The sequence below is a fragment of the Clostridioides sp. ES-W-0018-02 genome (assembly GCF_020658175.1).
Taxonomy (GTDB): domain Bacteria; phylum Bacillota; class Clostridia; order Peptostreptococcales; family Peptostreptococcaceae; genus Clostridioides.
Window position 1 is genome coordinate 211,472 of the sequence record NZ_JACVVY010000001.1, and the last position, 26,158, is coordinate 237,629.

Annotated in this window: 20 protein-coding genes, 1 tRNA gene and 3 riboswitches; of the genes, 16 read left to right on the forward strand and 5 right to left on the reverse strand. The window is 27.7% G+C overall.

Going from position 1 to position 26,158, the window contains the following annotated elements; all coding sequences use genetic code 11:
• Nucleotides 1-115: 115 nt before the first annotated feature.
• The 6 genes from IC219_RS01010 (at nt 116) to IC219_RS01035 (ending at nt 6,308) form a co-directional block, all read left to right on the forward strand.
• On the forward strand, nt 116-1,318 hold the full coding sequence (locus IC219_RS01010) for a DUF819 domain-containing protein (protein ID WP_227433106.1): 1,203 nt from the start codon (nt 116-118) through the stop codon (nt 1,316-1,318).
• Nucleotides 1,319-1,377: 59 nt separating this feature from the next.
• Nucleotides 1,378-2,361, forward strand: a complete 984-nt coding sequence (locus IC219_RS01015; protein ID WP_227433108.1) for a dipeptidase — start codon at nt 1,378-1,380, stop codon at nt 2,359-2,361.
• Between the two features lie 242 nt (nt 2,362-2,603).
• On the forward strand, nt 2,604-3,557 hold the full coding sequence (locus IC219_RS01020; protein ID WP_227433109.1) for an ABC transporter permease: 954 nt from the start codon (nt 2,604-2,606) through the stop codon (nt 3,555-3,557).
• Nucleotides 3,547-4,503, forward strand: a complete 957-nt coding sequence (locus IC219_RS01025) for an iron chelate uptake ABC transporter family permease subunit (protein WP_227831091.1) — start codon at nt 3,547-3,549, stop codon at nt 4,501-4,503. Before IC219_RS01020 ends, IC219_RS01025 begins: the two co-directional genes overlap by 11 nt.
• Nucleotides 4,500-5,255, forward strand: coding sequence for an ABC transporter ATP-binding protein (locus IC219_RS01030; RefSeq protein WP_227433112.1), 756 nt, complete (start codon nt 4,500-4,502; stop codon nt 5,253-5,255). The genes IC219_RS01025 and IC219_RS01030 overlap by 4 nt, the downstream gene beginning before the upstream one ends.
• 84 nt (nt 5,256-5,339) lie before the next feature.
• Nucleotides 5,340-6,308, forward strand: coding sequence for an ABC transporter substrate-binding protein (locus IC219_RS01035; protein WP_227831090.1), 969 nt, complete (start codon nt 5,340-5,342; stop codon nt 6,306-6,308).
• A 133-nt stretch (nt 6,309-6,441) separates the two neighbouring features.
• Here IC219_RS01035 and IC219_RS21930 read toward each other — a convergent pair whose 3' ends face one another.
• A complete protein-coding gene (locus IC219_RS21930; RefSeq protein WP_227482447.1) occupies nt 6,442-6,657 on the reverse strand; it encodes a GntR family transcriptional regulator in 216 nt (71 codons plus the stop codon).
• Between the two features lie 983 nt (nt 6,658-7,640).
• On the opposite strand from IC219_RS21930, the gene IC219_RS01045 reads away from it, so the two are divergent.
• Nucleotides 7,641-9,500, forward strand: coding sequence for a GGDEF domain-containing phosphodiesterase (locus tag IC219_RS01045; protein WP_227433115.1), 1,860 nt, complete (start codon nt 7,641-7,643; stop codon nt 9,498-9,500).
• A 298-nt stretch (nt 9,501-9,798) separates the two neighbouring features.
• Here IC219_RS01045 and IC219_RS01050 read toward each other — a convergent pair whose 3' ends face one another.
• From IC219_RS01050 to IC219_RS01060, 3 genes are all read right to left on the reverse strand, one after another.
• Nucleotides 9,799-10,398, reverse strand: coding sequence for a TerD family protein (locus tag IC219_RS01050; RefSeq protein ID WP_227831089.1), 600 nt, complete (start codon nt 10,396-10,398; stop codon nt 9,799-9,801).
• Between the two features lie 102 nt (nt 10,399-10,500).
• Nucleotides 10,501-11,298, reverse strand: coding sequence for a MetQ/NlpA family ABC transporter substrate-binding protein (locus IC219_RS01055; protein WP_227831088.1), 798 nt, complete (start codon nt 11,296-11,298; stop codon nt 10,501-10,503).
• 113 nt (nt 11,299-11,411) lie between these two features.
• Nucleotides 11,412-11,519, reverse strand: a riboswitch (SAM riboswitch).
• A gap of 90 nt (nt 11,520-11,609) precedes the next feature.
• The gene (locus IC219_RS01060; protein WP_227433120.1) at nt 11,610-12,596 is read right to left on the reverse strand and encodes a lipoate--protein ligase; all 987 of its coding nucleotides are present in this window, start codon (nt 12,594-12,596) and stop codon (nt 11,610-11,612) included.
• A 168-nt stretch (nt 12,597-12,764) separates the two neighbouring features.
• A riboswitch (Lysine riboswitch) is annotated at nt 12,765-12,941 on the forward strand.
• Nucleotides 12,942-13,085: 144 nt separating this feature from the next.
• Here IC219_RS01060 and IC219_RS01065 point away from each other — a divergent pair.
• From IC219_RS01065 to IC219_RS01095, 6 genes are all read left to right on the forward strand, one after another.
• A complete protein-coding gene (locus IC219_RS01065) occupies nt 13,086-14,816 on the forward strand; it encodes a Na+/H+ antiporter NhaC family protein (RefSeq protein WP_227482416.1) in 1,731 nt (576 codons plus the stop codon).
• Nucleotides 14,817-14,927: 111 nt separating this feature from the next.
• Nucleotides 14,928-15,008 (forward strand) — tRNA-Leu (locus tag IC219_RS01070).
• 658 nt (nt 15,009-15,666) lie between these two features.
• Nucleotides 15,667-15,771: riboswitch (glycine riboswitch) on the forward strand.
• A 207-nt stretch (nt 15,772-15,978) separates the two neighbouring features.
• Nucleotides 15,979-18,453 (forward strand): aminomethyl-transferring glycine dehydrogenase subunit GcvPA, encoded by a 2,475-nt coding sequence (gene gcvPA, locus IC219_RS21605; protein ID WP_255612882.1) that lies wholly within the window; start codon nt 15,979-15,981, stop codon nt 18,451-18,453.
• Nucleotides 18,453-19,910 carry an aminomethyl-transferring glycine dehydrogenase subunit GcvPB gene (gcvPB, locus tag IC219_RS01085; protein ID WP_227831087.1) on the forward strand — a complete coding sequence of 486 codons (1,458 nt, stop codon included), beginning with the start codon at nt 18,453-18,455 and terminating at the stop codon, nt 19,908-19,910. The genes gcvPA and gcvPB overlap by 1 nt, the downstream gene beginning before the upstream one ends.
• A 170-nt stretch (nt 19,911-20,080) precedes the next feature.
• The gene (locus IC219_RS01090) at nt 20,081-20,635 is read left to right on the forward strand and encodes a DMT family transporter (protein WP_227831086.1); all 555 of its coding nucleotides are present in this window, start codon (nt 20,081-20,083) and stop codon (nt 20,633-20,635) included.
• Nucleotides 20,636-20,868: 233 nt separating this feature from the next.
• The gene (locus tag IC219_RS01095) at nt 20,869-23,226 is read left to right on the forward strand and encodes an HAD-IC family P-type ATPase (protein WP_227831085.1); all 2,358 of its coding nucleotides are present in this window, start codon (nt 20,869-20,871) and stop codon (nt 23,224-23,226) included.
• 96 nt (nt 23,227-23,322) lie between these two features.
• Here IC219_RS01095 and IC219_RS01100 read toward each other — a convergent pair whose 3' ends face one another.
• Complete coding sequence (locus IC219_RS01100) at nt 23,323-23,640, reverse strand: pyrimidine/purine nucleoside phosphorylase (protein WP_227433130.1); 318 nt, start codon at nt 23,638-23,640, stop codon at nt 23,323-23,325.
• A 306-nt stretch (nt 23,641-23,946) separates the two neighbouring features.
• On the opposite strand from IC219_RS01100, the gene IC219_RS21935 reads away from it, so the two are divergent.
• Genes IC219_RS21935 through IC219_RS01110 form a run of 3 tightly spaced genes read left to right on the forward strand, consistent with a single transcriptional unit; the run spans nt 23,947 to nt 26,099 of the window.
• Nucleotides 23,947-24,138 (forward strand): response regulator, encoded by a 192-nt coding sequence (locus IC219_RS21935; protein ID WP_413926918.1) that lies wholly within the window; start codon nt 23,947-23,949, stop codon nt 24,136-24,138.
• A complete protein-coding gene (locus IC219_RS01105) occupies nt 24,107-24,622 on the forward strand; it encodes a response regulator transcription factor (RefSeq protein ID WP_413926917.1) in 516 nt (171 codons plus the stop codon). Before IC219_RS21935 ends, IC219_RS01105 begins: the two co-directional genes overlap by 32 nt.
• Nucleotides 24,609-26,099 carry a sensor histidine kinase gene (locus tag IC219_RS01110; RefSeq protein WP_227831084.1) on the forward strand — a complete coding sequence of 497 codons (1,491 nt, stop codon included), beginning with the start codon at nt 24,609-24,611 and terminating at the stop codon, nt 26,097-26,099. Before IC219_RS01105 ends, IC219_RS01110 begins: the two co-directional genes overlap by 14 nt.
• Nucleotides 26,100-26,158 lie beyond the last annotated feature (59 nt).

Below are 26,158 nucleotides of genomic sequence, written 5' to 3' on the forward strand. Positions count from 1 at the left end.
TGTATTTACATCGTTATATTGAATTTTCTGAAAAGATGAATTATAATAGTATTAATATTCAATATATTGAATATTAATATTGATATTTTAATTTAATGAAATGGAGGCGGTTGAGATGAGGAGTTTTGTAAGTCCTGATAATATTTGGGTATTGTGGGCAATTGTAACTGGATGGGCAGCATTTAGTATTTATTTAGAGCAAAAGTATAGTTGGGCATCAAAAATATCAGGAGCAATAATAGCTCTTGTAGGAGCAATGTTATTATCAAATCTAAATATTATACCAGTAGAGTCTGTTGTATATGACCAAGTCTGGGGTTATGTTGTCCCTTTAGCCATAGCTTTGTTGTTATATCAATGTAATATCAAAAAGATATGGAAAGAGAGTGGAAGATTACTTGTAATATTTCTTGTAGGTTCTATAGGAACTGTACTTGGAGCTATGATTGGATTCTTGGCATTAAAAAATGCAGTACCAGATTTAAATATTGTTGCAGCCATGATGACAGGTTCTTATATAGGTGGAAATGTAAACTTTGCAGCTATGTCAGGAGCATTTGATGCACCTGGAGAATTGGTATCAGCAACTGTTGTAGCAGATAATCTTTTGATGGCATTATATTTCTTTGTTTTAATAGCTATCCCATCTATTGGATTTTTTAGAAAACATTTTAAACATCCACATGTAGATGAGATGGAAAGCATAGGTGTAAATGAAGGCGAAACAATAGCAGCAAATTATTGGGGAAGAAAAGAAATATCTTTAAAAGATATAGCAATAGCCATTGGTAGTGCTTTTATAATAGTTGCAGTATCAGTAGAATTGTCAGGTTGGTTTAAAGCTATAATACCAACATCAAATCCATTTTTAGCAATGTTAAATACTTTATTTGGCAATCAATATCTAATAATAACTACTTTAACTATGATGTTTGCTACCTTTATGCCTAATTTCTTTAGTGATATAAAAGGAGCGCAAGAGCTGGGCACATTTTTAATCTACATTTTCTTTGTTGTAGTAGGTGTTCCTGCTTCAATCCCATTAATAATTCAAAAATCACCATTATTACTTTTATATTGTGGAATAATGGTACTTATAAACATGCTAGTTACATTTACAGTTGCCAAAATATTTAAGTTTAGCTTGGAAGAAGCTATTCTTGCATCTAATGCAAATATTGGTGGACCTACAACAGCAGCAGCTATGGCAATATCAAAAGGGTGGTCTAAGTTAGTAGGGCCAATACTTATAGTTGGAACATTTGGTTATATAGTTGGTAATTATTTTGGTCTTTTGGTAGGAAATATTTTAATATAAGTTTTGTAAAGAGTGAAAAACAAACGTTTGAAAAAGATTTTATTTAATTGGAGGTTGTCATGATTTTTGATGGACATTCAGATACTTGGTCAGATGTAACGATAAGAAGAATTAATGGAGAGAAAGATGTATTTAGAAGAATCCATCTTGAAAATTTTAAAAAAGCAAATATTGAAGGGGCTATTTTTGTAATATGGATAGACCCACCATATGATAAAAAGCCTGAAAAGAGAGTTAAGCAGATAATAGAATGTGTAAAAGAAGAAATTGAAGATATGAAGGATATTGTAAACATAGTAAAAAAATATTCTGATATAAATAAAGGTCTAAATGAGAATAAAATAAATATTTTAATTGGTCTTGAAGGTTTAAGCCATGTTGGAAAAAATTTAGACTTAATCGAATATTATTATAAAGAAGTTGGAGCTAGACATGCATCATTAACTTGGAATGAGCAGAATGAACTTGCTACAGGGTGTTTAGGAGATGAAAACAGAGGCTTAACTGCAATAGGAAAAAAAGCAGTAGATAAGTTAGAACAATTAGGTATGCTAATAGATGTATCACATCTAAATGAAAAATCATTTTGGGATTTGATGTCAGTTGTAAGTAAACCAGTTATAGCATCTCATTCTAATGTTAAGAATCTATGTGATGTAAAAAGAAATCTTACAGATAATCAATTAAAAGAAATTTCAAAAACAGGTGGATTAGTGGGAATAAATAGCTTTAGAGCATTTACCAATATTAATCCTAAGAAGCAAGATTTAATACATTTAGTTGACCATATAGATTATATGGTGAATCTTATAGGTATAGAGCATGTATCTTTTGGTTTTGATTTTAGCGATTATCTAGGAGAAGAGACTATAGGTTCTTTTACTGAAGAAAATTCCAAAAATCCAAGTGTAGATGGGCTTAAAAGTACATATGAAGCTAAGAATATAATAGTAGAGCTTGAAAAAAGAGGATATAAAAAAAGTGATATAAATCTAATATCTAGTGGAAACTTTTATAGAGTGTTTAAAGAGATACTAAAGTAAGATAGTAATTAAATTAGGTGTAGAAAATACTATATTTAATAAGAAGCATTCATATATATAGATTTATATATGAGATATGGGTTAGATTAAATTTAAATGTTACTAGAATTTTTAATTCTAGTAACATTTTTTATATAAAAAAACAAATATATATACATATTGACAATGATAATTATTATTGATAAAATGTAAAAAGAAATGATAATAATTATCATTTTAAGTAAAAAAATTAAGGAGGGAGAATGAAAAAGAGATATTTAATTATAGGAATAATAATTTTATCTTATTTTTCCTTATTTATAGGAGCAGAAGATATAAACATAATGCATATATTTGCAAAAAATCAGCATAAACTTATGATATTTGTCATGAGTAGAATACCAAGATTAATAAGTATATTAATTGCAGGTATAGGAATGAGTATAGCAGGCCTTATAATGCAACAGATAAGTAAAAATAAATTTGTATCGCCTACTACAGGAGCAACAATAGATGCGGCTCAATTTGGTATAGTAATTTGTATGCTTTTAATACCAAGTGCATCGATTTTCACGAAGACCATAATAGCATTTATATTTTCTCTTATAGGAACATTTATGTTCATGAAAATAATAAGGAAGTTACAGTTTAAAAGTATAATATTCGTGCCATTAGTAGGTATAATGTTTGGAAATATAATAGGTTCTATGACTGATTTTATTTCATATAAATATGATTTGAGTCAAAATGTAAGTTCTTGGATGCAAGGTGACTTTTCTATGATACTTAAAGGAAATTATGAAATATTATACATAACAATACCTCTCATAATAGTAGCATATATTTATGCAAATAGATTTACTGTTGTTGGGATGGGGATGGATTTTGCAACTAACCTAGGTCTAAGTTATAAAAAAGTCGTTAATATAGGTTTAATAATAGTAGCTCTTGTTACAGTATGTGTAGTTGTTACTGCTGGTAATATACCTTTTATAGGTCTAATAGTTCCTAATATTGTATCTCTGTATATGGGTGACAATATAAGAGATAGTATATGGCATACGGGATTATTTGGGGCACTATTTGTACTTATATGTGATATTTTTGGAAGGCTTATCATTTATCCATATGAAATATCTATAGGGCTTACAGTTGGTGTTATAGGAAGTATACTATTCCTTTACTTAATACTAAGGAGGAATATAAATGAAGCTTAGTCTTAATAAAAAAATTTACTTAGTGACTGCATTACTCTTGATATCAATGGTACTTTTTTTAACCTATGGAATAGATATGAATAATCTAGATTATGCATTATCACAAAGAATACCAAAAATACTTGCAATGATACTTGGAGGAGGATGTATAGCATTTACTACAGTAGTATTTCAAACAATTACTAACAATCAGATATTAACACCAAGTGTGCTAGGGTTAGATTCCTTATATGTAATGATTCAAACTATAATAGTATTTATATTTGGAGCAACCAGTAATCTCATTACAAATGAAAATTATAATTTTATCATTAATGTTACTATAATGATTGTAGCTTCAATGTTATTGTATAGAGCATTGTTTGAAAGAAAAGAAAATAATATTTTCTTTTTAATCCTAGTAGGAATGATATTTGGAACTCTATTTAAAAGTGCAACAACATTTATTCAAGTAATGATAGACCCTAATGAATTTCTAGCACTACAAACTAGCATAATGGCTAGTCTAAATAATATAAATACAAATGTATTGTTAATTGCATTTATAATAGTTATTGCAACAATACCTTTTATATATGATGATATAAAATATTTAGATGTACTATCATTAGGTAGAGAGCAAGCAATTAATTTAGGTGTAGATTTTGATAAAGTAGTAAAAAAAATGATAATCCTAATAGCAATTTTAGTTTCAGTATCAACGGCACTTATTGGACCTATGACATTTTTAGGTCTTTTACTAGCCAACATAGCTAGAGAAGTTTTTAAAACATATAAACATACCTATTTAATTTTAGGTTCTATATTGCTAGGAATGATTACGTTAATAATAGGTCAATTTTTTATACAACATATATTCAAATTTGATACAACATTAAGTGTAGTAATAAATTTTATAGGAGGAATTTACTTTATCCAATTATTATTAAAGGGGGCAAATAGATGATAGAAATAAAAAATATATTTAAAAAATATAAAAATAAAAATGTTGTAGATAATGTTTCTTTTAATATAGAAAAAGGAAAAATAACATCTTTTATAGGTCCAAATGGGGCTGGTAAAAGCACTGTGTTATCAATAGTAACAAGACTTATAGGAGGTGATAGTGGAGAAGTATTGATAGAAGGAAAAAGCTTGAGTTCTTACAACAATAAAGAACTTGCAAAAAAAATAGCTATACTTAAACAATCTAATAATATAACTTTAAAACTCACAATAAGAGAATTAGTTGGCTTTGGAAGATTTCCATACAGTGAAGGAAATTTAACTCAAGAGGATGAAAAATATATTAATGAAGCAATAGAGTATATGAAATTAACTGATATACAAGACAAATATTTGGATGAATTAAGTGGAGGTCAAAGACAAAGAGCTTATATAGCAATGGTAATAGCCCAAAATACGGAGTACATATTACTTGATGAACCACTTAACAATTTGGATATGAATCATTCAGTACAAATGATGAAGGTACTTAGAAGTCTTTGTGATGAGTTAGGTAAGACTATAGTGTTGGTCATGCATGATATAAATTTTGCTTCATGCTATTCAGATAATATAGTTGCACTTAAAAATGGAAAAATTGAAAAGGTAGGTCGTACAGATGAAATAGTTAATGAAAAAGTTTTAGGAGATATTTACGAAATGAACTTTGACATTAAGCATATAAATGGAAATAGAATATGTGTTTATTTTTAAAACACTATAGATAAAAATCTATGAATTTTCTAATCAAAATTTAAATTAAGACAAGTATTAATAAAAAATGAGGGAGACATTAAGATGAATAAAAAAGCAGCAATAATAGCAACCGTGGCTATAGTAGGATTAGTAGCAGTATTTGCATTAGGTGGGAGTAAAAAAAGTGATAAGAAAACATTAGATGCTTCAAATGCTACTATAAAAATAACTCATAGCTTAGGAGAAACAGATGTAAAGTTGAAGCCTAAAAAAGTAGTAGTATTTGATTATTCAGCACTAGATACAATGGATGCACTAGGTGTAAGTGAGAGTTTAGTAGGACTTCCAAAATCAAGCTTACCAGTATCTTTAGAAAAGTATAAAGATGAAAAATATGCAGATTTAGGTGGATTAAAAGAACCAGATTTAGAAAGTATAAAATCAACAAATCCAGATTTAATCATAATAAATGGAAGACAAGAAGATTTTTATGAGCAATTATCTAAGATTGCACCAACAATAAGTACAAGTAAAGATGATAAGAAGTATTTAGAATCTGTCAAAAATAATATAAATAAAATAGCTAAAATATTTGGAGTAGAAGAGAAGGCTAATCAAGAATTTGCTAAAATTGAAAAGAAAATAGAAGTTTTAAATAAAAAAGTAACAGAAAAAGACTTAAATGCTTTAACTCTTATGGTAAATGAGGGGAATTTAAGTGTATTTGGTGAAGAGTCTAGATTTAGCATATTATATAATAGTTTTGGATTTAAGAATAAAGATAAAAATATAAAGGAATCAAGTCATGGTCAAAATATTACTTTTGAATATGTAGCTAAACAAAATCCAGATATTATGTTTGTTATAGATAGAGGTATAGCTACTGGTAGTGATGTGAAAGCTGGTTTAACAGCTAAATCTGTTTTAAACAATGACGTAATAAAGTCTATGGATGCTTATAAAAATGATAATATAATATGCTTAGATGCACCAACATGGTATGTAAATGATGGTGGTCTTACATCTTTAAATAAGATGATAGATGATGCTTCAAAAGCAGTTAATAAGTAAGTCTATTTTTTATGGCAAATGTGTTTTATATAATGATTATGTAATCAGCCACCTTAAAGTGGCTGATTTTTTTTGATTTAAATACTTCTGTGGACGAGTTTTGTAGACTTGTATAAATCTATAACAGTTTCCTTTATTGCTGAAAAGTAATTAATTGAATACTTTTTTGAATTTCTTCATCTTGTTTAAAGATGATAATAGAAGTTAGTTTAACTCTAATTGAAATATATCCAGCACCTTGCATTCGTGATAGAGCAGTACGAGCTGTTTGTGGTGCAACTCTAAATTGCTTGCAAATTGTTTCAATAGATGGTAGAGTTTGCCCTTTTTTATAATGTCCAAATAATATACTCTATACATAGTATTCATAAATTAAATAATACAAGCCATATTCGTGTTTCAAAGTATTTACACTTCCTATTATTATACAACTTATTTGATGAATCTTATTTTATCATTCTATGTTTAAGGTTTAAGAAAACTAGCTAGAACTTGCGGTTTATTAGTTATTTTGATACAATTAATCTAATACATACATGAACAAGGTTATGTTATTATATTAATAATTCAATGGATATATATTTATTATATAATCTCTCAGGAGTGGTTTAAATATTAGAATAAAATCTTCTAAAAAAACGTTTTTCTATTTTTGTTACTAATTATTGATTTTATCCGTATAAAACCTCCAGCATATGCACTAAAGAAAGAATGTAGAAATTGATTAAACAGACCCTTATTTCTCAACTAGTTTACATAAAAAATACTTTGCACAACAAAACTTGAAAAACATTTACAAGTGTATGGACTTATGAGTGATTATTTTATTAAGTATGATTATAAAAAACACATTGATATTTTCAATACCACCTACAAAGGAGAATGAACAACCTAGATTAATAACAATGAAAAAAAGGAAAAAGGTCACGATAGATTTTAGATTGCAGATTTTGAATAAAAATAAACAAACATTAAACTTGCAATAGCTATTATGATTATAGTATTTATATAGGTTCTAAAGTTTGTTAACAGAAACTAAACCTAGACCTATTGGAAAATTTGAAAAAATGATGATTTACAAAAATATGCAATGTCAAAAATAAACTATGTAGAATAAAATCTTCTATATTTTAAGTAATAAGAGAGTTTTATTAAGGTTTAATACACGTTATTTGAGAAAATGATTATACAATATTTTACTAAGTTGGTTATTAAAAATGTTTAGAAAATTTATTGAAGAAATCATATTAATTATTTATAACATATAAAACCTAGTTAGCATAATTGTAGAATATCTGATAAACGTGAAAACATAGGGGATAGAGGTATTTTATGAAGAGATTTTTAAAGATAACTATCTTAGTTTTATTTGTTTTATTAATTTCTATAAGTTACATTTCTGTTCAATTAATTCACAACATTGGAGATTATGGAAAGTTGATTAATTATGTTGGTATTGTTCGTGGAGCGAGTCAACGTCTAACTAAATTAGAAATGAATTTTCAACCAAATGATGAACTAGTAGAATATATCGATGAAATTTTACATGAATTAAATACAGGACATGGAAAATATGGTCTAGTAGTCACTGATTGTAAAAAATATAACGAGTATTTATCTTTATTAGAAAGAAAATGGGAAGATTTAAATATTGAAATTAAAAAAGTAAGGATGGAAGAAGATAGTAGTCAGTTACTACAAACAAGTGAAGAATTTTTTAAGATTGCAAATGACACAGTATTTGAGATAGAACATTATTCGAAAGAAAAAAGCGATTATTTAATGACTTTAATAATTATAATATCAGTTGTAGGTATAGTAGCATGGACTATATTGATTATGCAGTACAATAGAAGATTAATTAGACTTGAAAAACTAAATGTAGATTTAAAAAATATTGCATATAAAGATGAACTTACAGGAGCAAATACCATAGACAAGTTTAAGTTGGATGCAGAACAGTATATTTATAAACATAAAGACAAGAAATTTGCTATATTTTATATCGATTTTGAAAATTTTAAGTATATCAATGATATATTTGGATACGATTATGGGGACATGATATTAAAACGCTATTCTAATTTCATGATGGATGATATTGGAAAATATGAAATATTTGCAAGAGAGATTGCAGATAGATTTGTTGCATTAAGATGTTATGTAGATAAGGAAGCTTTACTAAGAAGACAACAAATTGTAGATGATAAGTTGATTAACATTACAGATGAAATTAAAAATAAATATAGTATTACTATTGTCAGTGGAATTTGTTGTATTGAAGATGTGAATGAAAAATTAAATATAGATGATTTGATAAATCGTGCAAATTTTGCACAAAAGACTGTCAAGAATAAACCTGGTACTAAGTATGCTTTTTATAATGAAAATATTCGCAAAAAAATGATTGAAGAAAATACCATTAAGAGTAGAATACATGAAGCACTCAATAGAAGAGAATTTGTTGTTTATTTTCAACCTAAAGTTAATTTACATAATCAAAAAATAGATTGTGCAGAAGCTTTGGTACGTTGGATGACACCAGATAAATGTGTGATATCTCCAGCGATATTTATTCCAATATTAGAAAAGGAATTTTTTATTAGCTTAGTAGACCAATATGTATTTGAAGAGGTATGCAGATGGATTAGAAAGAGATTAGATGAAAATGAACAAGTTGTTCCCATCTCAGTTAATGTTTCTAAGATTCAATTTTATAATGCTAAGTTTGTAGAAACTTATTCGCGTATACAAAATAAATATAATATACCTAAAAATACTATAGAAATTGAATTTACAGAAAGTGTTGCTTTTGAAAATCAAGAGCATCTTTTAGAAATTGTACATGACCTACATGAAAGTGGCTTTACTTGTTCTTTGGATGATTTTGGAAAAGGATACTCGTCTCTAAGTGTTTTGAAGGATTTACCATTTGATGTTTTAAAGCTTGACTCAATGTTTTTTAAAGAAAGTTTAAATAAAGAAAAAGAGAAGATAGTAATAAAAAATATTATACATATGATAAAAGAGTTAAATATTATAACTGTTGCTGAAGGTATTGAATATAAAGAACAGGTTGAGTTTCTTAAAGAGATTGGGTGTGATTTGGTTCAAGGGTTTGTCTTTTATAAACCAATGCCAATATTAGACTTTGAAAAAATATTAGATGAAGAAACTGTTTATAGTTTATAATAGTTAAAGTATATTTTAATATATACTAATCTAATAAAGTGCTTATAATATAAGTGCTTTATTAATTTTGTTAACTATCTAAAATGTACAGTGATACAAATATTGAGAATAACATCAATACATAATATACAACTTTATTTAAATAATTACATGAAAACTATAAATTCTTATAAGGTTTTATGTGAGGTGTAAATAATATAGAGTTATGTTTTAGAGAAGATGAACTTATTGATAGTGTTGATGGCGAATACATAAATAAAGACTATAAGTAGATTTACTTATAGTCTCTTAAACATTGTTATTTTTTCCCTGCAACCCATTTTAAGCCCCAGTTAAATTCATTATCCATTTCTCTATGTCCTTTAAAGTATTTAACTACCTTTTCAACACTAAATGTTTCATCGTTTACATTTTCTATTAATGCTATTGAACACATATTATAGCCATTTTTATGCTCATCAAGCTTAACCACTAAATCAGAATCTTGTTTTTGTTTAATAGTTACAACTCCGTCAGCTTCTGACCAATTAGCCACACCTTCATAAATAAAAGCATAAATCAATATTCTTTTTATTTCTTTTATCTTGTTACCATTGATTCTTATATTTTCGCCTTGTGTATTGCTTCCTGTTCGGTCATCTCCATCTAGTTGAGCAAAAGGAGGATGTTCTAAATTGCCAAAAGAATTGCCTAACGCTTGAACAGCACCTTTTACACCATTTTTCATTTCAAACAAGCAACCTAAATCTAAATCTATATTACTATTTCTTAGAGCTCCAAAAAAGCCCTTTTTTTGTACTTTTTGATTCCAATTTAAATTAACTAAAATCTCACCTAAATCGATATTTTCTTTTTTTGTAAGATTTATTTTTTGTCCTTTTTTCAATTCTATAGCCATAGTAATCTTCCTCCACAAACATAGATTTACTTAAATGGTAGCACTTAACAAGTCAATATTCAACAAGATTACAATAATAATATTAAAATTATACTAATTCTACTAAAAAACAGGAATTACAATTCCTTTGTATTTTTCTTTAATTAAGTTTCTTGCTTTATCTGATGTAAGAACTTCTTGTAGAACTTTAATTTTTTCACTATCTTTATCTTCACTTCTAAATGCTAAAAGATTAGCATATTCATCATTTACTGGTGCTGTGTAGATTCCATTTTTCTTAGCATCAAGATCAGCAGGTACTGCGTAAGTAGTGTCTATAAATGCAGCAGTTACATCTGGAAGAGAAGATGGTATTTGAGCAATATCTAATTCTTTGAATTGTATGCCCTTTGGATTTTCAATTATATCTTTAGGACTAACTAAATTATTTTCTTTAGGTAAAGTTAAAAGTCCTATACTTTCAAGATATCTAAGGTCTTTAGAACAAGAAGATGGATTGTTGCTTATTGCAATTGTATCTCCCTTTTTAAATTCATCAACAGATTTTATTTTGTAAGAGTAAAGTATCGCTGGGCATACATATAGTTTAGTTCCTGCCATTATTTTATAACCTTTAGCTTTAACAGCTTCTTTTAGATAAGGTTCATGTTGAAATAGATTTGCATCAATTTCGCCATTATTTAAAGCTTCATTTGGAAGTATGTAATCGTCAAAGTTCTTAACTTCTAAAGTATAACCTTTTTCTTCAATCAGTGGTTTTAGTTCCTCTAACAACTCTCCACCTGGAACTAAAGTAGCACCAACAACAATTTTTTTATCGTCTTTAGATTTTGAACATCCAACTACAGATAAAGTAAATACTAGACATAATAACAAACTTAATAATTTTTTGAATTTCATAAAAATTCCCTCCTGAATATAATTGATTAGTTAAAAATAAAATACCCTCTTTTTATCACATTGTGAAAATAAAATAAGCCTGAGTGTAAACTCAGGCTTTAAAAGCTAATTTAAACTCATCTTTCAGTACAATACTGCAGGATTTAGCACCAATGTATATTAAAAAATATACTGGTTGCTGGGTTTCACAGGGCCAGTCCCTTCACCACTCTGGATAAGAAGTATTAATTTTTAATTATGTTATACATATTAGCATGATTTTTTGTGTCTGTAAACATAATTTTATAAATATTTTAAAGTTTTTGTTATTTCTATTTAACACCCAAAATTCCAGAAACTAAAATATTAGTATCAGCACCCAAGAAATAGTCATTTATTTCAATAGCATCTAAAATAGCTCTCAATGAATTCTCCTCATGCTTTGTACCAATAAGTTTATCTTCTACAAAAGATACATCACACTTCCCAAAGAAATCTCCAAAAAACTTTATACTAGTTATTATACCTTTATCAACATTTAAATTAAATTCTACATTTCCACCAGCATATTTTAATTCATTTGAAAGAGAGTATTTTGGTGAATTACCAAAATTCCAATCCCAAGTTTCATATTTTGATTTAGTAAGTTTTTCTATTTCTTCTATGTCATATTTACTTAGAGAGTAATTTGTATTACCAGTATTTGTTGAAGAAAGATAATTCATTATAGCATCTTTAAACTCAAGTATATCCATATCAGACTGTAAATGTTCGCTTATATTGGTTACACGAGACTTTACAGATTTTATGCCTTTACCTTCAAACTTTATGGGTTTTACTTTTAGTGCATTTGAAAGGTCATTTATTTCAGATGAAAATAAAAGTGTCCCATGATGCATCACTTTATTTTTATAGTTATGTTGAGCATTTCCAGAGAATTTTTTACCTTCTATAAGAAGGTCATTTCTTCCAGAAAACTCAGCATTGACATCTAAGGTTTTAAGCAAGTCTATTATTGGTTGAGTGAATCTTCTGAAATCACTAAAGCTATTATTATTACAAGCTATAAATGTAAAGTTTATATTTCCTAAATCATGAAATACAGCTCCTCCACCAGATTGTCTTCTAACAACTGGTATTGAATGTTCTTTTATATATTCTAAGTTTATTTCAGAAAGTGTATTTTGATTTTTTCCAACGATTATAGAAGGTTCGTTCCTCCATAAAATAAATAAATCTTCGTCAAAGTTTTTAAGTAGATATTCTTCCATTGCTAAATTAAAATAAGGGTTTGTTTTTTCATTGTAAATTAATAACATTAAAGTAATTCCTCCATATAATTGATAAAATTTTTTTAGCTGATTTTAGTACAATTATTTTTATAATTCGACAATAATATAAAAAATCCTTTAAAGTAAAATTTTTAAAACTTCCTTGCAAATTTTAAATAAATAATATATACTCAAAATATATTTAATAAAAGTGAATAAAAGGGTAGAGGCGCAATAATCTATCAGTACCAATAAGGAGTTAAGCACAAAGAATTATTGGGAAAGGGGATATTGCCGAAGTTTTATAATCGATGCTTTAAGATTATATTGCTGGGGGTACATAAAATATATGTACAACTGTCACAGGTTTATTTGTGGTGAGCTATCATTTAAGGAATTATATTATATTTGTTTTTAGTATTATCAATGTATTGTAATGTTTAAGCCTTGAGTGTTTACCACTCAAGGCTTTTTTATTTTATCATAACCCATAATACCCTATATAATTCACAAAATTAAAAAGAGAGGGAGATTTATATGAGAAATAAAAAATTTAACATTATTTTTCTGACGACAATTATGTTTATAATGTCAACTGTAATGGTATTTGCAGAGGAAGATATAGATACAATTGCACTGGCTAACGCAGAAAAATTTGGAATTTTAACTTTAATACCACCATTAGTTGCTATAATACTTGCATTTATAACTAAAAATGTAATAATTTCTTTATTGCTAGGAATTCTTTCTGGAAGTTTTATAATTCAAGTCAGTGGAGTTAATGTATTTGCTGCATTTATACAAGCGTTTTTAGACTTAGTAGATAGAGCTTTAGTATCTCTGTCAGACCCATGGAATGCAGGGATAATACTACAAGTCTTAGCAATTGGGGGAGTAATAAATCTTGTTGCCAAGATGGGTGGTGCTAAGGCTATAGCTGAAGCACTTGCAAAGAGAGCAAAATCAGCTAAAGGTACACAGATTATAACTTGGTTTTTAGGTCTTTTAGTTTTCTTTGATGATTATGCTAATTCATTAATTGTAGGACCTATGATGAGACCAGTTGCAGATAAAATGAAAATATCAAGAGAAAAATTAGCATTTATAATAGATGCTACAGCAGCACCAGTTGCTGGGCTTGCTATAATATCTACATGGATAGGTCTTGAAGTTGGTTTGATACATGATGCTTTTGAAAGTATAAGTGTAGATGTTGATGCATTTGGCATATTTTTAAATACAATACCATTTAGATTTTATAACATATTAATATTAGCATTTATTGTAATTTCAGCGTTATTATTAAAAGAATTTGGACCAATGAGAAAAGCTGAAATAAAATCTAGAAGTAGAAAAATTGGTACAGACCTTGATGAAGGTGTTGAAGAGTTGGATGATTTAGCTCCAAAAGATGGAGTGAAATTAAGTGTATGGAATGCTATAATTCCAATAGGTACATTAATAGTAGTTGCACTAGCATCATTCTATTATAGTGGATATACATCTATAATGGGAGGAGAAGATAAGACTTTAATACAATTATTTACAAATTCGCCATATTCTTTTGAAGCAATCAAAGAAGCGTTTAGTGCATCTGATGCATCTAGAGCATTATTCCAATCTGCATTAGTTGCAAGTTTAGTTGCTATTATAATGGCTGTAGTTAAGAAGATTTTTACAGTATCAGAAGCAATTGATGTTTGGATAGATGGTATGAAAAGTTTAGTAATCACTGGTGTAATATTAATACTTGCTTGGTCATTAAGTTCAGTAATAAAAGAGTTAGGTACAGCTAAATTCTTGATACATTTATTATCAGGTTCACTGCCTCCATTCTTACTACCAAGTTTAATATTTGGATTAGGAGCAATAATATCTTTTGCTACTGGAACTGCTTATGGAACAATGGGTATACTTATGCCACTTGCGATACCACTTGCATATTCACTAAATCCTGACATGTCTTATGTAATAGTAAGCACAAGTGCAGTTTTAACAGGTGCAATATTTGGAGACCATTGTTCTCCAATTTCAGATACAACAATACTTTCTTCAATGGGAGCTGGATGTAATCATATAGACCATGTTAATACTCAAATGCCATATGCTATATTTACAGCAGTAATTACTATTGTATTTGGATATATACCAGCTGGATTTGGATTGCCAATATATATAGTATTGCCAGTTGCTATAGCAGCTGTATTTGTAGGTCTTCAAGTTATAGGTAAGAGAGTTGATGAAGCAGAAATAGAACTTGCAGAATAAGGCTGTAAATGAATTTTACCTTTTATTATCATTATTTTGTTTATTTTTAGATAATTTAAAAAAGTTATTGAAAATAATAGCGAAATATAGTAAAATAAAAGAGTAATATAAGCGGATGTGGCGGAATTGGCAGACGCACTAGACTTAGGATCTAGCGCCATTGGCGTGGGGGTTCGACTCCCTTCATCCGCACTTTACAGTACTTAGTTGTGCTGAAAAAAAACTGGGGTTGCTGGCTTTCGGAGTGGGCTATCCCGTTTTTATTTTTTGATAAATAACTATATTAAATTAATAGGGATACCTAATGATAGGAATTTGCTATATTGTTATTTTTAGAAAACTTGTAAAAAAGCTCAATAAGTTCTTTTTGTTATACAAAAATAAAATTACATATACAACATTTAAAATGTATGTAAATAAAGGTATAAAATTTTATAGCAATGTATTTTAAAAGTATAAAATGATTAAAATTTTAAGAAATATTCAAATCACATAACCATTCAATAGTTGTAATTCTATTAAAAATATTCTATTTTAAAAATCTTATTTTTCACAAGTTTAAAATTGTAAACGATTTCATCAAGTGTATGAATATACTTTTAACATGTTATAGTAAATCTCGATACAAATTTACATTTGGTTCTTTGTGTGTTATTTTAATAATAAATTAAGTGAAAATGTTATTTTGCATTAATATATAATATGTTTGCAGAAGAGTGAATAATATAAAAGAGAAATAATTGATAATAAAAACTTAACAAAAAAATTAATACATAAAAAAAAATAAATATAATGTGTTGACATTTGATTTAAATATTCATAAAATAAAATTGAAAATAAATATTTCCAAGTGAGATTAGCGAGAGAGACCTTTATACAAAAAGGAGCCGAAGAAGAAATTTAAGAAATGCCAATTCTTAGAGAAGCTTTCAGGCAAAGATATCGCTAATTGATGGGACTCTGGAGAGACTTAAGTTAAATACTATAAGTCACCGAAGAAGCAGAATAATATTAAATTATTAAATCTTTCAGGTATACAAACAGGGATATATAGGCTAGGATTATTTCCTATGCTTATATATTTTTTTTTATGGGAAAATACAGGACATAATGGCGAAGTTGCTTAAATAGAATAAGTTTAGTTTTATAGGGAGGGTTATATATGAATGAATTAAAAAGAGTACCTTTGTATAATACACACAAAGAGCTTGGTGCAAAGCTTGTTGAATTTGCTGGTTGGGAAATGCCTTTAGAATATGAAGGAATAAACAAAGAGCATGAAATGGTTAGAAAAAGTGCAGGTATATTTGATGTATCTCACATGGGAGAGATAGAAGTAAAAGGAGTAGAATCAGAAAAATTTATACAAAATCTAGTTACGAATGATATAAGTGTATTAAAAGTCAATGACATCATATATACACCTATGTGCTATGAAAATGGTGGAGTAGTTGATGATTTATTAATATATAAGTTTGGGGAAGAAGATTATTTGTTAGTAATAAATGCAGGAAATATAGACAAAGATGTTGCATGGATAATGAAGCAAAGTGAAGGGTATAAAGTAAATATAAAAAATATATCTAATGAAGTTTGTCAATTAGCAGTTCAAGGACCTAAAGCAGAAAAAATTCTTCAAAAAATCACGGACATAAATTTAGAATCAATAAAATTTTATAAGTCAATGCCAAAAATAAAAGTATCTGGATACTCTTGTTTAGTTTCAAGAACAGGATATACTGGAGAAGATGGTTTTGAAATATATTGCAAAAATGAACATATAAAAGCAATTTGGGATGAAGTCCTGAAAGTTGGAGGAGAAGATATATGTCCAGCTGGTCTAGGTTGTAGAGATACTTTAAGATTTGAAGCAGCTCTACCTCTATATGGACATGAGATAAATGAACACATATCTCCACTTGAAGGAGGATTATCTGTTTTTGTAAAAGTAAATAAGGAATCATTTATTGGCAAATCAATCTTAGCAGAAGAAAAAGAAAATGGGATTAAAAGAAAATTAGTAGGATTTGAAATGCAAGGTAAAGGGATGCCTAGAAATGGATATGATATAAAAGTTGGAAATAAAACAGTTGGTTTTGTAACTACTGGGTGTGCATCTCCAACAACAGGAAAAATCTTAGGAATGGGAATTATAGATGCTGAATATGCAAAAGCAGGAAATGAAATAGGTATAGCAATTAGAAAAAAAGTTGTTCCTGCTATAACAGTTAAGAAGCCTTTTTATAAAAAACAATATAAAAAAGATAATGTTGTAGTAAATAAAGAAAATAAATTTTCATATATACCTGCCACAAATGAAGATAAGGAAAAAATGTTAAAAGTAGTTGGATTAAACTCAGTTGATGAATTATTTTCAGATATACCAGATGAACTAAAATTAAAAAGAGATTTAAATCTAGATAGTGGAAAATCTGAATTGGAAGTTAGTAAAATAGTAAAAAGATTGTCAGAGGAAAATTTAAGTCTAGAAGATTTAACTTGTTTTCTTGGAGCTGGTGCATACGACCATTATATACCATCAATTATAAAGCATATAACTTCAAGGTCCGAATTTTATACAGCATATACTCCATATCAAGCAGAAATAAGTCAAGGAACTTTGCAAGTAGTGTTTGAGTTCCAATCTATGATTGCAGAAATTACTGGTATGGAAATTGCAAATGCATCAATGTATGATGGAGCGACTGCTGCAATAGAAGCATGTATAATGGCAATGAATCAAACTAGAAAAAGTAAAATAGTAGTATCAAAAACTACACATCCAGAAACTTTATCAGTACTAAAAACTTATTTACAATATAAAGATTGTGAAATAGTAGAAATTGATTTTTGTAATGAATATGGAACTACAGATATAGAAAAATTAAGAACTTCTGTAGATAAAGATACAGCATGTGTCCTTATACAAACTCCTAACTTCTTTGGGATTATTGAAGAGATGGAAGAAATAGAAAAAATAACTCATGAAAATAAAGCCATGTTAATTATGAGTGTTGACCCAATATCATTAGGTGTTTTAAAAACACCAGGTGAAATAGGAGCAGATATTGTTGTTGGAGAAGCTCAATCACTAGGAAATCCTCTTAATTTTGGAGGTCCTTATGTAGGATTTTTGGCTAGTAAATCTAAATATACAAGAAAAATGCCTGGAAGAATAGTTGGGCAAAGTTTAGATACAGAAGGGAAAATTGCATATGTATTAACTTTACAAACTAGAGAACAACATGTAAGAAGAGAAAAAGCAACTTCTAATATATGTTCAAATCAAGCTCTAAATGCTCTTGTAGCATCAATATACATGGCTACTATGGGTAAAGAAGGATTTAAAGAAGTTGGTATGCAATCAATGAAAAAAGCACACTATGCTTATAATAAACTTGTGCAAACAGGAAAATACAGACCTATATTTAAAGGCAGATTTTTTAAAGAATTTGCAGTACAAGGAAATTATAATATAGACACTATAAACGATAAACTTTTAGAAGAAAATATATTAGGTGGTTATAATTTAGAACACAATTATCCAGAATTAAAAAATTCAACTTTACTTTGTGTAACTGAAAAAAGAAGTAAAAATGAAATAGATAAGTTAGTTGGAATAATGGAGGGGTTATAATGAAAGAATATAATAGTTTGTTGATAGATATATCTAAAAAAGGTAGAAAAGCATACTCACTTCCAGAATTAGATATAGATGATATAAAAATAGAAGATATGATTGACCCAACTATGGCTAGACAAAATGAATTAAACTTACCAGAAGTTGGTGAATTAGAATTAGTTAGACATTATACTTTATTGTCAAATAAGAATTTTGGTGTTGATACTGGTTTTTATCCTTTAGGTTCTTGTACAATGAAATATAACCCTAAAATTAATGAAGATATGGCAGCACTTCCAAACTTTACTGGAATGCATCCATATCAATCTTCAGATACAGCACAAGGGTCTCTTGCTCTTATGTATGATTTATCAAATAAACTTGCAGAAATTACAGGTATGGATGAAGTGACACTTCAACCTTCAGCAGGTTCACATGGTGAATTTACAGGTCTTATGCTTATAAAAGCGTATCATGAAAATAGAGGAGACTATAAAAGAACTAAAGTAATAATTCCAGATTCTGCACATGGAACAAATCCAGCAAGTGCAGCTATGGCGAATTTTGATGTAATTCAAATAATGTCTGATAAAAATGGTGCTGTAGATATAGATGCATTAAAAGAAGTTTTAAATGGTGAAGTAGCAGCCCTTATGCTTACTAATCCGAGTACTCTTGGGCTATTTGAAAAAAATATAAAAGAAATAGCTGACCTTGTACATGAAGCAGGTGGTCTTTTGTATTATGATGGTGCAAACATGAATGCTATTATGGGAATAACAAGACCAGGAGATATGGGATTTGATGTAGTCCATCTTAATCTTCATAAGACATTTTCAACTCCTCATGGTGGCGGTGGTCCAGGGGCTGGACCTGTTGGAGCAAAAAAAGAGTTAGTGTCTTTTTTACCAATTCCAATAATCGAAAAACAAGAAGATAAATATGTATTAAACTATGATAGACCAAAGTCTATTGGAAAAATTAAAAATTTCTATGGAAACTTTGGAGTCCTTGTAAGAGCTTACACATATATATTGACAATGGGAAGAGATGGACTTAAAGAAGCTAGTGAAATGGCAGTTCTAAATGCTAATTATATAAAAGAAAGTATAAAAGATGATTATATTTTACCAATAGACACTTTATGTAAACATGAGTTTGTATTAGGTGGACTACCAAGAGGAGAAGCAAATATAAAAACTATTGATATAGCAAAGAGATTGTTGGATTATGGATATCATCCTCCAACAATGTATTTTCCTCTTATTATAAATGAAGCACTTATGATAGAGCCTACAGAAAGTGAGAGTATAGAAACATTAGATAGTTTTATTGAAGCTATGAAGAATGTCGCCAAAGAAGCTAAGGAAGAGCCAGAATTACTAAAAACTGCTCCACATAATACTTTAGTTAAAAGAGTTGATGATGCAAGAGCAGTGAAAAAGCCTATATTAACATGGTCACAAAGATAAGTAATTAAAATAATAAATAATTTAAATATACAAAAACTTTGTATTTGTATTAAAAAGCTATCTAAACTATTTTAAATTAGATAGCTTTTTTGTATATATGTTGACATACATGGTATGTACTGTTAAAGTTTTTTATATATTACTAGAAAATGTAAGGATTTAAATCCCTCTTGATTTTATGTATGTTTCAACCATTTCTATATTTTATGCTTGAGACATTTGGAGTTAAGTATACATCTACATCAGAAGTTGGAGTTATGATATCTATGATACCAGTAGTTACAGGGATTATGGGAATTATATTTTTAAATGAAAAAATGAACTTAAAACAAGTAGTGTGTATCGTAATTGCAGTTTTTGGAGTTATAATAGTAAATTTACAAAATACAGGTAATCAAACAAGTAGTATGCTTGGAAGAATAATGATACTTGCGGCAGTAATTTGTGCAGGTGCATATGGTGTATATGTAAGAAAATTATCTAAAAGTGAATTTACACCAATTGAAATAACAGCAGCAATGCAACTAATTGGAACAATATCATTTACATCAATATTATCAAATATCGCTACGGTAGTATCTATATTTGCAGGAGTATTTTTACTGAATGAAAAGTTCAATTTTTATAGTATTGTAGGAAGTATGCTTATAATAATTTCAGTTATAGGAATGATTATATATGGTAAAGGAAAACATGAAGATTTGGAAATTGAATATACAAACTAGTTTTATTTTATAGGGAATAAACCTATTTATTCTTTTAACTTAATTTAAACTTAATAAGAATATATCGAAATTCATAAAAAATTTAGGAAATCTTAAGAATTATGATATTTAAATCTTTAGATTTATGTTTTATTATATAAACTACAATAAGATATATTAAACTAAATTAGAATTTTACAATATATTTATAGATATTACTATTAAAGAAAAAGTTAAGTTGAAAGGAGTATAATATGGATAAAGTTAACTTAAAAAGATATAATTGTGATATAAATGTTGGATTAAACAGTGAACAACTTAAAAGTAGAATAGAAGACAAATTAATTAATGTATTTGACAATGGAAAAACTAAAACATACAAGCAAATTTTTAAAGATAATATATTTACACTTTTTAATCTTATAAATATTGTTTTAGTTTGTTTGCTAGTTTCAGTTGGCTCTTTTAAAAATACCTTATTTATATTTATTGCTGTAATTAATACTATTATTGGTGTGATTCAAGAAATAAGAGCAAAAAGATTGTTGGACAATCTATCTGTTATAGTATCAAGCAAAGTATCTGTTATAAGAGAAAAAGAGAAAATAAAGATTGATGTTCAAGAATTAGTGCTAGACGATATTATGATTTTAAAAACAGGAAATCAAATTTGTGCTGATTCAAAAGTTTTAGAAGGAAATTTAGAGGTAAATGAATCTCTAATCACAGGAGAATCTGATATTATTGTAAAAAGCAAAGGTGATTTTTTATATTCTGGTAGTTTTGTAGTTTCTGGAGATGCATTTGTAAAAGTTGAAAATATAGGAAAAGATAACTATGCAAATAAGATAGCTAGTGACGCTAAAATTTCCAAGAAACACAATTCTCAACTCAGAAATTCATTAAATGCAATATTAAAAGTTGTTGGTGTAATAATTATTCCTTTAGGAATTATATTGTTTGTAAAACAACATTTTGGAAATGGAGATTCTATAGTAACATCTGTAGTAGGTACTGTGGCAGCTGTAAATGGAATGATACCAGAAGGATTAACTCTGCTTACAAGTATTGCCTTAGCTGTTGGGACAATAAAACTTGCAAGCCACAAGACTTTAGTTCAAGAATTATATTGTGTAGAGACTCTTGCTAGAGTTGACACATTATGTCTTGATAAAACAGGTACAATTACAGAAGGTAAAATGCAAGTTGATGACGTAGTAATGCTTGAAAAAGTTGATGTAAATGAGATTATGGGAAATTTGTGTAATTCTCTTAAAGATGATAATGCGACATTAAATGCTATAAAAGATAAATATGATATTTCAGATACGTATAAAGTTAAAAATTTGATTCCATTCTCATCAGCAAGAAAATACAGTGGTGTTGTTTTTGAAAATGAAGGTACATACTTAATAGGAGCCTTTGAGTTTATTTTTAAAGATAGATATAAAGACTTAAAAATAGAAATTGAAAAATATTCTAAAGCAGGAAATAGAGTAATAGCTTTAGCTCATAGTAACTCTTACATGGAAGATAATAAGATACCTGAAGATATAAAACCGCTTGCTTTTATATTGATATTAGATAAAATTAGGAATGAGGCTAAGGAAACTTTAGAATTTTTTTATAATGAAGGTGTAGATATAAAAATTATATCTGGAGATAATCCAATAACAGTAAGTGAAGTAGCAAGAAAAGCAGGTCTTAAAACAGCTAATAGATTTATTGATGCAACAACACTTAAAAATGATAAAGACATATACGATGCTGTTGATAAATATAGTGTTTTTGGAAGAGTAAGCCCACAACAAAAGAAACAAATGATTGTAGCATTAAAACAACAAAATCGTACAGTAGCAATGACAGGAGATGGTGTAAATGATGTGTTAGCACTTAAAGAAGCTGACTGTAGTATTGCAATGGCATCTGGAAGTGATGCTACCAAAAATGTTTCTAATTTAGTTTTATTAGATTCAAATTTTGCATCCATGCCAAAGGTTGTTATGGAGGGGAGAAAGGTAATCAATAATATTCAAAGAGCATCTTCTTTGTTTTTAGTAAAAACAATTTTTTCATTCTTCTTATCACTATTAACATTATTTTTCTTTAGTAGACAGTATCCATTTGTGCCAATTCAATTATCATTGATTGGAGCTGTAACAGTAGGTATACCATCATTCTTTTTAGCTCTTGAGGCAAATAGAAGTAGAATTTCAGGAAATTTTTTACTTAATATATTAAAAAATGCTTTACCAGGAGCATTATGTGTAACATTAAATGTAATTATTGTTTACAATATAGTCGAATATTTAGGTTATAGTTCAAGTGTATTTTCCACAATGTGTGCTATATTAACTGGTATATGTGGTCTTTTAATACTAAGACAGCAATGCTTGCCATTTAATAAAGAAAGATTATTTTTAATTGTAAGCATGACCATAGCATTTGTTATTGGGATTCTATTTTTAGGTGGATTATTCTCATTTGTAGCTCTAAGTAAAGAGCTAATCCTTATAACTATGGTATTAGCAGTGTTAATGCCGATTATGATAAAAGTTATGTTATTTGTATTAGATGAGATACTAGACACAATAGTTCCAGATTTAAACTAATTTGAGCAATATAAAAAAAAGAGCAACTTAATATTAAATATAGTTGTTCTTTTTTTATTTACATTAAATTTTATATAAGAATATCATATATATTTATTAATCAGCTATGTATGAACAGCAATAATCAACAACTTCATTAACTTTTAAATCAAAACTTGAATCAGAAGGAACATTAAATTTTTGACCTTCTTTATATGTCACAAATTCATTGCTTCCAGGTAGTTTTACATCCATGCTTCCAGCAAGCATTTCCATTATTTCTTCTTCTCTAGTAGAAAAAGTATACTCTCCAGGTAACATCAATCCTAAAGTTTTTCTTTCTCCATTAGGAAATATTATTACTCTACTACTTACTTTACCATCAAAATAAACGTTTGCTTTTTTTACTGCAGTAACATCTTTAAATTCACTCATTAGACAAATCCTCCAAAATTATTTACTCATATATATTATATAGAAATAATATAAAAATTGCTATATATTTACAAATAAAATTTAGTATTTATAAAAAAAATTAATAAAGATAAAATAAGAAAAAATTTAAAAAATGAATGGAAAAAATTCATATTGTTATTATATTGACTTCGCAATTTTATAAATATAATATGAAAAGTACTTAGGAGAAGTACCATATGCTACACATCAAAAACATAAAGATAGTGTATAATCTAAATATGTTATACAATCTAAAGTTTATAATTATAGAAAGAGGGGATAAGCTTGTCAAAGAGAATATTGGTCATAGAAGACGATATAGATATCCAAAATATAATAAAAACATTTTTAGAAAATGTAGATTATACTATCATAACAGCAAATAATGGTCTTGATGGAATTGAAAAGTTTAAAAAGCAACAATTTGATTTTATTAGACATACTGATGCCAAAAATAGATGGCTTTGTAGTTTGTGAAATAATAAGAAATGAATCTAATATTCCAATTATTATACTTACAGCATTGGATGAAGAAACAGACCAAGTAAAAGGATTTGAATTAAAAGTGGATGATTATATTACAAAACCATTTTCTACAATTGTTCTTCTAAAAAGAGTAGAGGCAGTATTAAGAAGAACTGGGGATAAGGAAGAAAATCATGAAGATAGAGAATTTTTATCATATAGAGATATCAATGTTGATGTTGAAGGATATAAAGTTTTTGTTAATTGTAAACAGATTGAATTGACTGCTAGAGAATTTGAAGTTCTAAAGGAACTAATAGAACACAAGGGTAGTGTACTTACTAGAGAAAATTTAATAAATAGCCTGTGGAAATATGATTTTTTAGGAGATGAAAGGGTTGTAGACACACATATAAAAAATCTTAGAAAAAAGCTTGATGTGAATTACATAGAAACAATAAGAGGGGTAGGATATAGGATTGATGTATTGGATTAAGAAAAGTCTAAATAGAAAAGTTTTTTTAAGTACAACTTTGATACTTATTTTATCCTGTACACTAATTTACATATTTATCATGATGTCAATGCCCAAAACATATAAATCATACTTAACAGATGATATCAAAAAAAATCTGAATGAATTTGTTAAAGTTATTGAGAAGACTAAATATGAGGATTCTACACCTAAATTTTATGATTTTATAATTGAAAATAATGTGTCTATTAATTTAATGAAAAATGGAAAATCAGTAGAAATACCATCTAATATAAAGTATGGGAAATTAGGTGATGAAAATATTATATCAAATAAGAAGCAAAGAACCATATTCAATGAAGATAATTTTTTATATAATTACCTAAATAATAATCAAATTTCGGGAAGTAGTTATGTAAGTGCCATATCCACTGATATTACATTTAAAAATAGTTCAGATAAATATATTCTCTCTGTTATGCCAAAATTGATGGTAGTTGATGAAGCTTCTATGGTTTTATTAAAATTGATACCAGTAGTTACAATAATGATTTTGATAATATCACTAGTTACTTCATTTATTTATTCTAGAGTAATTACAAAACCTGTTGTCAAGATAAGTAATACTTCAAAAAAAATTGCACAGATGAATTTAGATGTTAGATGTGATGTAGAAAGTGATGATGAAATAGGCTCTCTTGCTTTAAGTTTAAATGAGCTTGCACATAATTTATCAAGCACACTTAATAATCTTGAGCATGCAAATTTAAAGCTTCAAGAAGACATTGAAAAGGAAAGAAAGAATGAAATAAGTAGAAGAACTTTTTTTGCAGCAGTATCTCATGAGTTAAAAACACCAATTACGATTATAAAAGGTCAACTTGAAGGCATGATATACAATGTTGGCATGTATAAAGATAGAGATACTTATTTAAGACATTCACTTAAGGTAATAGAAAGTATGGAAGAAATGGTACGTGAAATTCTCGATATTTCTCGTATGGAGTCATCTGGATTTAAATTAAATACAGTAGAAATCAATATGAGTTCATTAGTACAGAAATCAATACAAAATTACTTGATATTAGCAGAAAATAAGAATATAGATGTTATTACTGATATAGAAAAAAATTTATACTCTTTTGTAGATATAAAATTGATGAAAAAAGCTATTTCTAATATTATTAACAATTCAATTAAGCACTCAAAAAATGGTGTTTTGGTAAGTATAAAATTGTATAAGAATAATGAATGTGGAGTTTTTGAAGTTGAGAATTCAAATACATTTATAGAAGAATCTGAGATAGAAAATATTTTTAATCCTTTTTATCGTGTAGATAAGTCACGAAGTAGACAATCTGGTGGAAGTGGTCTAGGATTGTATATTATTAAAGTTATATTTGATATGCACAAGGTCAAATATAAAATTGAAAATACATCAGTAGGTGTAAAATTTACAGCTATATTTCCTATCGCATTAAAAAATACATTGCAGTAAATATTTTATAAATAAAATAACCCTATACTAAAATTTTAAGGTTAAATTTAAATTTTAGT